We start from the raw sequence: 12,609 nt of genomic DNA, 5'->3' as shown, positions 1-12,609 counted from the left end.
ATGAGAGGTTATAGATCCCCGACTTTTTGAAAAAGTTGGGGATCTAAGTCAGAGCGATCGCTGAATCATGAAAATTTCTTTTGCATGCGAGTCTTGAGTGATAATTTCACCTTGACGATTAAATAAAACTGTACCAACTTTAACGGCAACATTGGCGTATTTTTGCACGTATGCACTAGCTTTGTGACTAATTTTTTCAGCCAGTGTAGCAAATACTAATTCTGACAAGCCTAGTTCCACCAATTTTTTGTATGCTGCATCAGCTGTTTTTGCATCTAAAACAGCTCGTACTGCCTGTAAATCATCACTAACTCTAGCTACAGCAGCACTGATAATTTCTAGTTTGGCATCTGCCAGATGACTAGATGTGTTGAAAATACCGCCTGCGAGCTTAATTAGCTTGCCGTGATACCCTAATAACAAAACAGAACTCGCCTGGTTTAACCCAGCTTCTACAAGCAATGCACCAATCCAATTACCTGTTTGTACAATGGCTGATTCTGGTATACCTAAACGCTGTGCTACTTGCATGCCATTGCTGCCAATACAAAAGACTAAATGGGGAGAAAACTTAACGCGATCGCCCAACGACAAACGAAATTCTTCTAGGTGTTCAGCCGCTGACAAAGGTTGAGAGATACCACTAGTACCCAACAATGCTAATCCCTTTAAAATACCAAAAGCCTCATTAGAAGTTCGTTGTGCCAAGTGACGTCCTTCAGGCAGCATAATAGATACCGTTGCTGTTTGCTCTGGCGGAATCAATGGCAATAAATTGGTATCAAATAGTTGGCGGGCGTAGCTGTATATTGCCGGTTCTCCCGATATAGTTTTTCCCAAGCCTTCACCAGCCTCCAAAACCAAAGCTTGAGACTGTCGCTCAGACAACCGCACCCAAGCCCAGATGGGTGTATTTCTAGTCAAATCTAGATTATCGCCTGGCTCACTGAGCGTGATTGCTAAGGCACTTTTAGGCTCTAGCCTTGCTAGTTGAGAGATAAAAATTTCTGCTGTACCTGGCAGAATGTCAAGTTCAACAGACTGTTTAGAGTCTATCTTTTCAAGCAGATGCATTAGAGCCGCCTTCGCGGCAGCTACTGCAAAAACTGGCAAGGTATAACCTGTTCGAGCCATTAGCTGTTAGAGAAGTAAATTTAGGATTTAGAGCGATCGCGAGTTAACCACTAACTACTAACCACTGTACGGGCGGGTTTAGAAGATAAATTATCTGTTTCAACCGTTCATATCATCAGCAAAACTCGCCCCTGCTAACTAACCCTCCGGGTTCGCCAGTCACCTGCGGAGGGAAACCCTCCCGCAGTGCTGGCTCACCACTAACTACTAACCACTATCCACTCAATATTGCCAGCACTTCAAATGAAATTTTGAACCTGCCACAGCAGTTGCAGCTACATAATTGGGAGCGGGTACTAATTCCACTAAACTCCATTCTTCTTTGATATTAAGCTTTGCTGGTGATTCTGGTGTCAAGGAAATTTCTACTTTCTCCAAATGAGCTATTCCCACTCCCGTTGCTTTCAAATATGCTTCTTTACAAGTCCAATAACGGAAAAATACCTGTTGCTGTTGATCGGGAGGAAGCGATCGCACTATAGCATATTCTCTAGGTGCAAAAAATCTTTGGGCAAGGCTTTCTACATTACTGACAGAGCGGATATATTCTAAATCAACTCCAATCAGGTGGTGAGTCGTAACCGCACACAAAGCTAAATCTTGAGAGTGAGACAAGTTAAACGATAGCCCGCTAGAAGCAAATTTATCAGCTAATAATGGTTTGCCTTGAGCTTCATAGTTAAACTGCACTGCTTGCGGCTCAATCTTCAAGTAACGTCCTAAAATAGCACGGAGAATACCCCTACCTGCAATAAAACGCTCTCGATGTTGCTGAAAATAAAATCGATTAGCTCTTGCGACTTCGTCACCACACAGAGTTGTCAGCAAACCTTCCAATTCTAGTTGCGATCGCTCAAGCTTGATTCGCCAGATGTGAACATCATCCGGTAACAAAGTTAAATCAGTCGGAGCGGGAAACCACTCATGATTAGCAAAAGTCATCAATTCATGAAATTTGGGATTTTACAGTTTTCTTCAATTTCAGATCAAAATTGCCAAAAAATTACGTAGCGGATATCACGACTAGCTTATGTATTGGGTTTACAAGTAACTTATCTGTTATATCCGTTATCCATCCTTTGCCTAGCTCTCCGGTTTTTAATCCATTTTGCAAGAGATATGTTAGCAGGACTTGTCCAAAAATGGGATCTCTGGTAAATGCTTCGCAAATGTTTTCGCACAACCCTTTTAGCATGGCGACAGTTGATCAAACAGAAGACTCGTCTTTTGATAGCAATAATAGGTATTGCCTTTGCAGATATTCTCATCTTTGCCCAGATGGGATTTGAAGCGTCGCTGTTCGAGAGTTCCACAGCTCCACAAAGGATTCTCGATGCAGATTTGGTACTGGTAAACCCTCACTTTCAAAGCGTGTATTCAGTCAAAAATATTTCCAGGGAGCGACTGTACCAGGCGTTAGGGTTTGCGGGTGTAGAGTCGGTGAGTCCAATTTACATGGGTATAGGAAAATGGAAAAATCCTCAAAACTCTCGCACACAGACAATTTTGGTGTTTGGTACCGATCCACGAACAAAAGCATTTAAACTTGCTGAAGTTAATCAAAACCTCAGTCAACTGCAAAAGCTAAACACCATATTTTTTGATCGAGCTTCCTTACCACAGTTTGGCCCAATTGCCAGTTTATATCAACAGCAGTCCATTGTTGAAGCTGAATTAAATGATGTTAATGTCCGGGTGACTGGTTTATTTACTTTGGGTGCGTCATTTGGTGCATACGGCAATGTGATTACCAGCGATTCCACTTTTCTACTTTTATTTAGCGATCGCCATCCTCGTGAAATTCAGGTAGGTTTGATTAAGTTGCAACCTAATGCTGATGTACAAGAAGTAGCAAAAAATTTATCAGCAGGTTTACCCGATGATGCGATTGTCCTTACTCCTGAGGGTTTTGCTGAGGCAGAAAAATCTTATTGGGCAAACACAACTCCCATCGGTTTCATTTTTGGTTTGGGTGTAATTGTTTCTTTTATTGTTGGCATCGTCATAGTTTATCAAATTATCTATGCTGACGTTGCCGATAATTTACCAGAGTACGCCATGCTCAAAGCAATTGGATATAGCGATCGCTATTTAGTACTTGTTCTGATCCAAGAAGCTTTACTTTTAGCTGTGTTAGGCTTCATTCCAGGATTTATAGTTTCACTGGGGCTTTATCAAATAGCAGCTACTGCCACGATGCTACCTATTTTTATGACAGTCGAACGAGGTGTTTCTGTCTTTCTTTTAACAGTAATAATGTGTATGATTTCTGCCGTCAGTACGATGCGAAAAATGCATTCTGCTGATCCTGCTGATGTTTTTTAAAGGCAGAAGGCAAAGTCGTGCGGAGGTTCCCCTCCGTTGTATGTAGACGCGGAGGGCTTCCCGTCAGGGTGACGACTGCAAAGAGGCAGAAGAAAAGAAAGCTGCACATTATAACTTAGACACATAATTCTGAGTTTTGAGTTCTAAGCAACTCGCAAAATTTCATAAATTAAATTGGATTGTTATATATAACGTACAGTAGTGTCTGTATATTCCTATTCCGTTCATTGGCAAATTGCTTCACAAACTTCATGCCAATTTTCTTTGCCACTCGTCGCGAAGCATCATGATTCCAAGGCATATTGGCATATAAGCTATCAAGCTTTAACTTTGTGAACGCGTAATCTTTGAGTGCAGTAGCAACTTCTGTTCCATAGCCATATCCCCAAAATGGATTATGAATGATATATCCTAAATCATTGATAGATTCACCTATTAATGTCGATTTCATAATCCCAGCATCACCAATTAGTTCTCCGGTTTCTTTCAAAATTACTTGATAGCGCCCAAATCCGTACTGATGATAACTCTCCAAATTACGTGCTATCCAAGCCTCTACACCTTCTCGTGTAAAAGGATGTGGCCAATAACGCATTGTGATTGGATCTGATAAAATCCCCAACAGCCTATCTACATCATCATTTTGGTAAAGACGAATCGTAAGATGTTGTGTCTCAATTAGCATATAAAAATGTTTATCTTACCTGACTTATAAACATTCAAATCCTGCTCATAAATTTTCAGATTTCCTTAGATATTTTTTTCACAGCTTCGCAAAATGGCGGATGATACGGGTAGTATTAGTCAGAACTTACGCACGAGTTATGGAATAATGAACCGCAGAGAACGCTGAGGACACGGAATCAAGAGGATTTGAGAGGGATTTTGCATAAGTCCTATTAGTATCAAATCGGAGAAAACTCTCTTCTCTAGCCCCGATTCTCAGGTGAATAGGAACGAGTTGTGGCAGTAATGGATAGATTGTCTCAGATATGGCGAGTAAGATTAGCAATTTTTGTAGGGTGGACACTGGCTAACTTTCCTCAAACCCTTATTGCTACGTTGTAAAAAGTACCCATCTTACGGTTTTACAGTATTCTTTAAATAGGGAGCAAGCTATCTTTCAACTAAAGTTATCGAGGAAATACAGCATGACTATTTGGGTAAACGAACAAATTGATCCATCTGGCATGATTTATGCTTGTATTGCCTGCTGTAATGAGTCCCAAGCCAAAGATTGCCATGAGTCATTTCAAAAGAATTTGACTGAGACACAAAAGGCAGCTGGTTGGGTAGCGCAATTACGGACAGTTGATTCTTGGGATGAAGTTCCAGTTAATGCTTTAAAGCTAGATTAATGGATTTTGACAGCAGCATCGAGGCGTCAGTTTTACGTATTCATGCTCAAGTTACCTTAAGAGTTTGACTAATTCTACTAATTTAGAAAAGATTGCGACATATGCATTAATACAACTTATATCCATTGCAGTTATTCCCAATCTCATCCAAGTCTAAAATCCAAAATGGTATTACTGTTGACAGTGCCTCTTCCTTAATTGTCTCGTCAATTTAAATATCAAATTATCATTTAATCAACTCATTAAGTTTTACGCAATCTTTCTACCAGATTACCCCCAACCTCTCTTGTCGCTGGGGGTTTTTCACATATAACAAAAACCTTGGAAGGGCTAATCGCATTTCTCTAAAATTATGCAATCTACAAACGCCCTCTATCTCAAGATAGATTGGAAATTGCACGTCTTGGTGATTGTAAGCAAAGAAGTGGCATGGGTGATATGAATGATGCTACCTAATTATGAGGTTAAGAAAATACAACATTCAGATTAAGAAATAATAAATGATTGACAATAACAAGAAATAGCTAGTTCTTAAACAGAAAATTGGTGCTTTTTATGAAAGTAAAAGAGTTATTATCTAAGCATAGTAAAAATTTAAGATTTTGAAAAAAATAAATAAGATTAATGAATTACCCAGTGGCTCACACTTCTGCTGTAGACTATTCCATTCATTTGATAGGCACAACTGCACAAGCAGTTGAAATTTCAATTCATTCTCCCAGCCAGTACATTTGTGCTAATTGCGAAAAGATATTGCCAGATTGGAAAAATCAGAATTCTTTTTGGGTTGTAATTTTTTTACAGCAATCTAAATATGAAATAGTGGAAAGTTGCCTAGAAATAGAAGCAGAAAAACAAAGGCTGCGAGAAAAGTTTATGAAGTTTGGCATTGATGTTGCCTTTATTTTACGCGATCGCGGTTATCTAACAGACTTAATCGATCCGCGTACTGGCTATCCCCTATTTTCTCGCCCAGGAAAATTTCCTCATGATGACACCGCAGCGGTAAAAGCTTTACTCGGTTATCCAGTTATTAAAAATAAATGTCGCCTACTCATACATCCGCGCTGGGGAATGGCTGTTTATCCTAGTATTTTGCTATCAGCAGCTCATCCATTCATTATTGAGAGGGTAATCAAAAATATGGCTCCCTTACATGGCTGGAAGGAGAAGAGTTAGAACGCTTTGATCGAGAAATCAATTTAGATATACATCTAAATTATTAACTTTTGTAATATTTAAGATTTTCTTTAGATTTTATAACTTAAGATTTTCTTTAGATTCTCAACAACATAATTTATGTGTTGAGCTAGAGAAGGAGCGATTGTAATGAATGTATGCCCTGTAAACTCGACAACATTACGTCAACTTTGGTTGGTAGTTGAACAAACCCAAACCAGTACTCTTCTCGGACTTGGTGATACAGATTTGGTAAAGCAGTTATTAGAACAGCTTGATAAAAAAGCCCTCAGCAGTGAAGAGACTAATACCTTAAGAGCTTACATTTACTCTAAAACTTCACTAATACGCGATCTAGCCCAGGCACGTTTGGTAAGGGCTTGAGAAAAATAGGTACAGCTATATGGCTTTTTGTTTATGCTTCTGACTTTGGTTGCCTGGCTATGAGCTAAGATTTTTTCATTGCTGTATTGCCATATCAACTTGAAAATTGATACAACCCAGATGCACCAAAGCAATTTTGAATCCAAAATTCTAAATTTTATTATCTCCCATCATCGTAACTTGAATTCTCCTAATCGCCTCAGCTGATCAAGCTGAGGTTTTTTGTTACTTTAGTAGCGATAAGTGCCTCTAAGGTGTTTTCTCGCTTGATATTCCCTTAAAGCTCCATGACTCAATAAAGTTCGTCCGTTCCTTCTCATGGTGGGGATTTGTCCTTTTTGCAAAGCCATATACAGATTGCTTTGATCTACACACAAGCGTCTAGCAGCTTCTAGAGGCGAAACACCGTGTCTGTGCATAAACTGTTGTCTTCTAGTTCCTACACGCAAGCGTCTAGCTGCATTTCCAAGTAGAACATCATGCTTGTGCATAATTTTATGTCTTCCTGCCAATCTAATTAGATAGCCATCTAAATTATAGTGCAGAAGAATATAAAAAAATGATAAAAATTATGCAACAATCTGTTAACTGCTAGGAATTCCGTGAGCTGATGTCTTGCTGCCTCCAAACCCTCATTACCAGATTGAACCTGGTAATGAGAATTAGAGTAAGAGTGCTCCTAATTGAGAAGAGATATCTATCCAGATAAAGTGCGATTACATTTAGATTTAGAGTTGGGTGAGGCGATCGCCTCACCAAATCAAAAGGCTGTTATAATCTGGCGCGAAGTGCGGGAGTGCGGAAGAGATTTTTGAATGCAGCTAACCGCTGTTCAGGAGGTTCTGGTGCTGACTCCCAGAGGCTTTCATAATAGAAGAAAGCTACGCCTAAACCGCGTTCTTGGGCATTGCGCACTTGAAACTGAATATTGTGGATCGGAATTGGATTAGTCCGCAAGCCTGCCATGATCCCGATCCCAGTTGGAATCACTTTCTGTGCTTGTTGAATTTCTGGGCGAGAAATATTGGCGATAAAATTTTGCAGATTGGAACTGTAAACTTGCATAATTAACTCGTCCACAATTCCCTGCTGTACCCAGTTCAACCAGTCTTGTAGGTGAAGTTTGTAAGCAAAGTCATAGTAATTGGGGGAAACAGAGAAAATAGCCTGAGGTTTTCTGGCTTTTACAGCTTTGTTGAGTTGCACCATAAACGCTGTAATTTTATCTGCTCGCCAACGCACCCATTGTGGATCTTTGGGATTTGCCGGAGGATTTTTCTTGGTTTCTTGCTTATATAAAGCAGCTGTGTACTTGTCGTAGCCAAATTCGTGAGGCAAACTCATGTGATCATCAAACTGAATGCCATCAACATCATAGTTAGTGACGATTTCTAGTACGAGATTGGTGATAAATTGTTGTACTTCTGGGCGAAAGGGATTGAGCCATAAAACTTCACCAGCAGCACTAATCGAAGTTTCGCTACCATCCCGCTTTTGCGTCAGCCAATTGGGATGACTTAATGCCAACTCAGAAGTTTGAGGAGCCATGAAACCAAATTCAAACCAAGGAATTACGAGCAAGCCTTGGCGATGAGCTTGGGCAATCAGATCAGCAAGAATATCATGCCCATCTGAGCCTCGAAACAAAAAAGGGATACCTTTTGTTTGTGCTACAGCGCTAGGATACATTGTATAGCCGGAATTCCAGACTACGGGGTAGATTGTGTTGAAGTTCAGCTGTCGCAGTTGGCTGACAGCATCCTTCACTTTTGCCCGATCCTTGAGGATCTTAAAATCATTGTTCGTGATCCAAACACCCCGAATTTCCTGGCGGGGTGTTTGAGCAATTGCTGGATTAAAATCGTGTATTAAAATTGGTGTCAAAAATGATACTATTATCAAGAGCGGAAAAAAACTCTTCAGCGATCGCCGCCAATTTGGAAAAACTAATTGTAATTTCATTGGTTTGAATACTTTTTTAGTTAACCAGGCGTGCCATCGTATGCTTTGGTGAAAGAATCTACTAGTCATATAGTCTTCCAGTATTTATATTTACCAGATTCATCCCATGCATATCGAACCGCTGCTTCAGAAGTATTGAAGCAGGTTTCTACGCGTTAGAATTATTGACGTAGATAGTAGACATTAGTGCCTAATTTTACTTATTAAAAAGAGAAATTACTCAATTTGGGAATCAGTTTGGCGATCGCTTAACAGCTTAATCATTACGGGCGTGCTCGAACTTATAGACATAGAACAGCCGACTAAGTTTCTTAAGCAGATATCCTGCTGTAGCAAATAGGAATGCACCTGCAAACACCCACCAAACAATAGCTGGAGAAATAACAGTTGAATAAAGATGTGCCATTTTGTCTTAAAGTCGCTAACGCAACCTTAATCGCTAGCGCTCCCACATCTACATGAAAACACGCGATTACAGCCAACTCATTCGTTAGCAGCCAGCAGAATTTTTAGACCTGGTGACTTTACATTCAGGGAAAATACGGTATTATTCTTTATCCTTCCTGTGTACAATTTCGTAACTTGGTACAGCCAGAGCAACCGAGAATCGGTCTAGTTCTGTATGTTACCTAGACGATACAACTCCTGGTACAATTTCAAACGCATGCAACAATTAATACAGTTCCAGAGTGGTTGAGAAACCTCTCTGGTTTTTTCGTTTATGTCGTGCTCGTAATCAGATAATCAACCATACTCTCTACTAGGTCTTTTGTCCAGATGGTAGAGAACCGTGCGATCGCACTATTGAACTTCTACTAGTAGCTACTTTTCCACAAAGGCATAAAACTACCAAAGAGTTACTCAAAAATATTAGACAACAAAAAATTTAATATTTAAGATGAAGATGTTAAAGAATTATAAACATTGTTTATCTTACCATAATCTAACTTTACTATCCTGTCTGATAAATAGAAATATTGATCATCATGAGTAACTACTATTACAGTTTTGCCTTGATTCTTCAATTCAGGTAATATCTGCGTATAAAAAACATTTTTAAACACAGGATCTTGATCGCTAGCCCATTCATCAAATACATATATCGGGCGATCTTCTAAATAAGCTGTCAATAAGGCTAGACGTTTTCGCTGTCCTTGAGATAATAGAGTAGTAGAAAGTATACCATTGTTAATTTTAACTTTTTTGTCAAGTTGTAACTTAACTAAATAGTAGTAAATTTGCTCGTCAGCAATATTTTTATCTAAATTCAAGACATTATCAAATAGATAAAAATCAGAAAATACCACTGAGAAATGTTGGCGGAACCACTCTTGATTTTCCGCATTTACTAATTTGCCATTAAGATAAATTTTTCCCTGTTCAGGAATGTATAAACCAGTGATTAACTGAATCAGAGTAGATTTACCACTACCATTACCACCGACAATAAAAACAATTTCACTACCCGCAACAGTCAAATCCATTGGGCCAAGAGTAAAAGCTGTCTCTTCTGAGTCTTGATGATAAGTATGAGTAATACCTACAAATTCTAAGCGGTGACAAAAATTATCTGCTTCGTCCCAATTCATTAAATTACTTTCATAACAGTGATTGGATAATGATAGTTTGAGAGAGTCAACCTTATTTAAAGCGACAGTAGCTTTGCTAAAAGCAGGAATAGCACTCATAATGTAATCTAAAGGTGAAAGCAGATAGAGAATAGTCAACGCATAACCAGATAAAATATGAATAGGGACAGCTTGGAGAATAGGTAGAGCAAAAATTACCAATCCAACAACTACAAAGAATAAGTTATTCCCCCAACCAGCAGCAGCAGCAAATATAGTCATCCCCACTACATTTTTACGTCTAGATAATTGTGCAGTTTCTTTAAGTTCTTTCTTTAAAAATGTTTGTCGTCGCTGAAAGTGAAGTTTCAGTTCTTTCGTTCCTTCGGTGATAGTCCGAAAATGGCTAAATAATCTATCTTCTTGCTGGCGAGCTAAGATAAAAAATAATGTTGCTTTGTATGCAACCTGTCGATAGCTGATTATTCCTAGCAATAAAGAAATAAGTACTAAAAAAAATATTATTGGCGATAACCAAAATAAATACAGAAGACAACTTACTACGATGGTTATGTCAATACACAAAGTAGGAATAATATAAACTGTCTGAGAAATTGCTAAAACATCATCTGTTAATGTAGCTAAGATCCGATGTTTTCCTAAAATTTCTAAATGATATAGTGGTGTAGCTAAAACTCTCTCACTTAACGTGAGACGTAATTCTAAAATAGCTTTTTCTGCCAAATTTATTAACAAATATTTAGAAATGATATTAGTAATAAATTTTAGACAACAAAGTCCGATAAAACTCCATATTAATATTGTTGTTAGTGATGATTGATTAATACGAGTGTTAATTATTACTAGCAATCCGGCTGTACTAACTCCACTTAATAACCCGATAAACACAGCAAGAGTCAGAATTTTCCAAGAAGAGCGTACTAACAAAGTTATTAAGTTCATATCAACTCTTTCGATATAAATAGTCTTGCTGTTTATATATAGAGGTTGATTATTGCAGTGTCGATATAGAAAAGTTAAGGAGATTGGGAGAGAAAAAGCTTAACTTACACACTTAACTCATGGAAGGAGGAAGCAAGAACAAGAGTTAAGTAGGTTAGAAAATAGCTTAAATTCCCTAACTAATCTATATCGACTATTAAAGCCCCTGATTTTATAAAGATAACAGTTAATATTTAAAACCAAAATCAATTTTATGAACGCTAAACTAGACATTATCATTATTGGGGCTGGTTTTTGTGGTATTACTGTAGCTGCAAGTTTAAAAAACTTTGGTATTGATAACTTTATTGTGATAGAGAAAGGTGAAACTGTTGCAACTATCTGGAAAAACGCCTATGACCGATTAGTGACTCAAAATCCTTACTTTACTCTACCTTTTTTTGAGGGAAAGGAAAAATATTCTACATTTAAGACGAAAGATGAAATAGTAGACTATTTAACAGAATATGCACATCATTTCCAAGTTGATTCACATATTCGTTTTGGTGAGGAGGTACAAAATATTAGCAAAACAGATAATCAAAATCAAACAGATTGTAACTGGCAAATAGAAACAACCAAAGACATTTTATACTGCAATATTCTTGTTATCTGCACCGGGCCAACTAACGAGCCTGTAATTCCCAAATTTTTTAGGCAAGAAGATTTTTCGGGTACTATTATTCATAGTAGCGCCTATCAAAATGGCATCCCTTATCAAAATCAGAAAGTATTAGTTGTTGGTTCAGGGAATTCAGCAGCAGAAATAGCATTAGATTTATATGAACACGGTGCTGCTCGTGTAGATATGTTAATACGTGGTAAACGTTGGGTATTTCCTCTTTATCCGAGACTGCGCTCGCTACAATATTGGTTATGGCGCAGTAGGTCATATTTTAAACAATTATTTAATCAATATACAACAGATAGCAAAATAGCAGCTATGGAGAGAGCAATAGATTTCTCTCCAGAAGAATTGCAAGCAGATATCAAAGAAACTGATAAATTTATTCAGCGTTTTGCTTTAGATTTGAGTGCTTACTCTATCTATCCAGAAGATAAGGGGGCAATGGATATGGAAGTTAATCAGGGACGTGTGGCGTGGGTAGATAGAGGTACTGTTAAACAAATTAAAAAAGGAAATATTCAAGTCATCTCTAATAGTATTCAGCAACTCACACAAACAGGCGTAATCTTTGCCAATGGTGTAACACAAGATTACGATGCAATTATTTTAAGCACTGGCTTTCGCCCTGGTATCAATAAACTTTTGAGACAGCCTGAATTGTATCTTAATCTGAATGATAGTTTATTACCAAACACAGATGGTAAATGTCAATCGATTGTTGACGCTACACTTTACTTTGTGGGCTTTGAGAAAACTGCTTCTAGATCCGCAACTTATGGTTATTACGGCTGGTGTACAGGTAAAAGAATTGCCTTTCAATTGATGGAAAAACAATTGTTGTCGCGTCAAAAATTGAAGATTTTATTTTAGTTAAGAATGAGGTTGTAAAAGTTAAGTCTTAAGTTAAGTGAGCTTCTACTTTAATTCCTTAACTTTTCTGTATCGACTTTTATATTGGCAAATTCTATAAAGATAACAGAACATCTGTAATCAAGGAGTTGAACTGATGAAGAGTTTAATAAATTCTCTGAACAACATGCGCTGGAACAGAATGTTTATACTTGTCTTA

Annotated in this window: 12 protein-coding genes; 5 read left to right on the top strand and 7 right to left on the bottom strand. The window is 38.1% G+C overall.

Features of this window, described 5'->3' with window-relative positions; translation table 11 throughout:
• Positions 1–48 precede the first annotated feature (48 nt).
• Together cbiD and hetI are read right to left on the bottom strand one after the other, a co-directional pair.
• Positions 49–1,134: a cobalt-precorrin-5B (C(1))-methyltransferase CbiD gene (gene cbiD, locus U2718_RS26945; protein ID WP_341993055.1), complete on the bottom strand. Its 1,086-nt coding sequence runs from the start codon at positions 1,132–1,134 to the stop codon at positions 49–51.
• Between the two features lie 222 nt (positions 1,135–1,356).
• Positions 1,357–2,076 (bottom strand): 4'-phosphopantetheinyl transferase HetI, encoded by a 720-nt coding sequence (gene hetI / locus U2718_RS26940; protein WP_341993056.1) that lies wholly within the window; start codon positions 2,074–2,076, stop codon positions 1,357–1,359.
• Positions 2,077–2,292: 216 nt separating this feature from the next.
• Here hetI and devC point away from each other — a divergent pair, with 216 nt between their 5' ends.
• Positions 2,293–3,459 carry an ABC transporter permease DevC gene (gene devC, locus U2718_RS26935; protein ID WP_341993057.1) on the top strand — a complete coding sequence of 389 codons (1,167 nt, stop codon included), beginning with the start codon at positions 2,293–2,295 and terminating at the stop codon, positions 3,457–3,459.
• Between the two features lie 169 nt (positions 3,460–3,628).
• On the opposite strand, the gene U2718_RS26930 is transcribed toward devC, so the two are convergent.
• Positions 3,629–4,144: a GNAT family N-acetyltransferase gene (locus tag U2718_RS26930; protein WP_341993058.1), complete on the bottom strand. Its 516-nt coding sequence runs from the start codon at positions 4,142–4,144 to the stop codon at positions 3,629–3,631.
• A gap of 466 nt (positions 4,145–4,610) precedes the next feature.
• On the opposite strand from U2718_RS26930, the gene U2718_RS26925 reads away from it, so the two are divergent.
• From U2718_RS26925 to U2718_RS26915, 3 genes are all read left to right on the top strand, one after another.
• Positions 4,611–4,817: a hypothetical protein gene (locus tag U2718_RS26925; RefSeq protein ID WP_016876512.1), complete on the top strand. Its 207-nt coding sequence runs from the start codon at positions 4,611–4,613 to the stop codon at positions 4,815–4,817.
• Between the two features lie 624 nt (positions 4,818–5,441).
• The gene (locus tag U2718_RS26920; protein ID WP_341993059.1) at positions 5,442–5,996 is read left to right on the top strand and encodes a methylmalonic aciduria and homocystinuria type D protein; all 555 of its coding nucleotides are present in this window, start codon (positions 5,442–5,444) and stop codon (positions 5,994–5,996) included.
• A 150-nt stretch (positions 5,997–6,146) separates the two neighbouring features.
• On the top strand, positions 6,147–6,380 hold the full coding sequence (locus U2718_RS26915; protein ID WP_341993060.1) for a hypothetical protein: 234 nt from the start codon (positions 6,147–6,149) through the stop codon (positions 6,378–6,380).
• A 230-nt stretch (positions 6,381–6,610) separates the two neighbouring features.
• Here U2718_RS26915 and U2718_RS26910 read toward each other — a convergent pair whose 3' ends face one another.
• The 4 genes from U2718_RS26910 to U2718_RS26895 form a co-directional block, all read right to left on the bottom strand.
• On the bottom strand, positions 6,611–6,871 hold the full coding sequence (locus tag U2718_RS26910; RefSeq protein WP_341993061.1) for a hypothetical protein: 261 nt from the start codon (positions 6,869–6,871) through the stop codon (positions 6,611–6,613).
• Positions 6,872–7,151: 280 nt separating this feature from the next.
• Positions 7,152–8,342, bottom strand: a complete 1,191-nt coding sequence (locus U2718_RS26905; protein ID WP_341993062.1) for a glycoside hydrolase family 10 protein — start codon at positions 8,340–8,342, stop codon at positions 7,152–7,154.
• Between the two features lie 256 nt (positions 8,343–8,598).
• The gene (locus tag U2718_RS26900) at positions 8,599–8,748 is read right to left on the bottom strand and encodes a hypothetical protein (RefSeq protein WP_341993063.1); all 150 of its coding nucleotides are present in this window, start codon (positions 8,746–8,748) and stop codon (positions 8,599–8,601) included.
• A 487-nt stretch (positions 8,749–9,235) separates the two neighbouring features.
• Positions 9,236–10,873 carry a cyclic peptide export ABC transporter gene (locus U2718_RS26895; protein ID WP_341993064.1) on the bottom strand — a complete coding sequence of 546 codons (1,638 nt, stop codon included), beginning with the start codon at positions 10,871–10,873 and terminating at the stop codon, positions 9,236–9,238.
• 253 nt (positions 10,874–11,126) lie between these two features.
• Between U2718_RS26895 and U2718_RS26890 the strand changes: the two genes are divergently transcribed.
• Positions 11,127–12,410, top strand: coding sequence for an NAD(P)/FAD-dependent oxidoreductase (locus tag U2718_RS26890; protein ID WP_341993065.1), 1,284 nt, complete (start codon positions 11,127–11,129; stop codon positions 12,408–12,410).
• Positions 12,411–12,609: the final 199 nt, after the last annotated feature.

Source organism: Chlorogloeopsis sp. ULAP02, from assembly GCF_038404745.2.
Lineage (GTDB): Bacteria > Cyanobacteriota > Cyanobacteriia > Cyanobacteriales > Nostocaceae > Chlorogloeopsis.
Note: the sequence above shows the minus strand (reverse complement) of the source record. Positions and strands in the feature narration are given on the sequence as shown.

What these genes read in the sequence shown, in the direction of transcription:
- cbiD (WP_341993055.1), bottom strand. Translation starts at nt 1,134, where the DNA reads ATGGCTCGAACAGGTTATACCTTGCCAGTTTTTGCAGTAGCTGCCGCG.
- hetI (WP_341993056.1), bottom strand. Translation starts at nt 2,076, where the DNA reads ATGACTTTTGCTAATCATGAGTGGTTTCCCGCTCCGACTGATTTAACT.
- devC (WP_341993057.1), top strand. Translation starts at nt 2,293, where the DNA reads ATGCTTCGCAAATGTTTTCGCACAACCCTTTTAGCATGGCGACAGTTG.
- U2718_RS26930 (WP_341993058.1), bottom strand. Translation starts at nt 4,144, where the DNA reads ATGCTAATTGAGACACAACATCTTACGATTCGTCTTTACCAAAATGAT.
- U2718_RS26925 (WP_016876512.1), top strand. Translation starts at nt 4,611, where the DNA reads ATGACTATTTGGGTAAACGAACAAATTGATCCATCTGGCATGATTTAT.
- U2718_RS26920 (WP_341993059.1), top strand. Translation starts at nt 5,442, where the DNA reads ATGAATTACCCAGTGGCTCACACTTCTGCTGTAGACTATTCCATTCAT.
- U2718_RS26915 (WP_341993060.1), top strand. Translation starts at nt 6,147, where the DNA reads ATGAATGTATGCCCTGTAAACTCGACAACATTACGTCAACTTTGGTTG.
- U2718_RS26910 (WP_341993061.1), bottom strand. Translation starts at nt 6,871, where the DNA reads ATGCACAAGCATGATGTTCTACTTGGAAATGCAGCTAGACGCTTGCGT.
- U2718_RS26905 (WP_341993062.1), bottom strand. Translation starts at nt 8,342, where the DNA reads ATGAAATTACAATTAGTTTTTCCAAATTGGCGGCGATCGCTGAAGAGT.
- U2718_RS26900 (WP_341993063.1), bottom strand. Translation starts at nt 8,748, where the DNA reads ATGGCACATCTTTATTCAACTGTTATTTCTCCAGCTATTGTTTGGTGG.
- U2718_RS26895 (WP_341993064.1), bottom strand. Translation starts at nt 10,873, where the DNA reads ATGAACTTAATAACTTTGTTAGTACGCTCTTCTTGGAAAATTCTGACT.
- U2718_RS26890 (WP_341993065.1), top strand. Translation starts at nt 11,127, where the DNA reads ATGAACGCTAAACTAGACATTATCATTATTGGGGCTGGTTTTTGTGGT.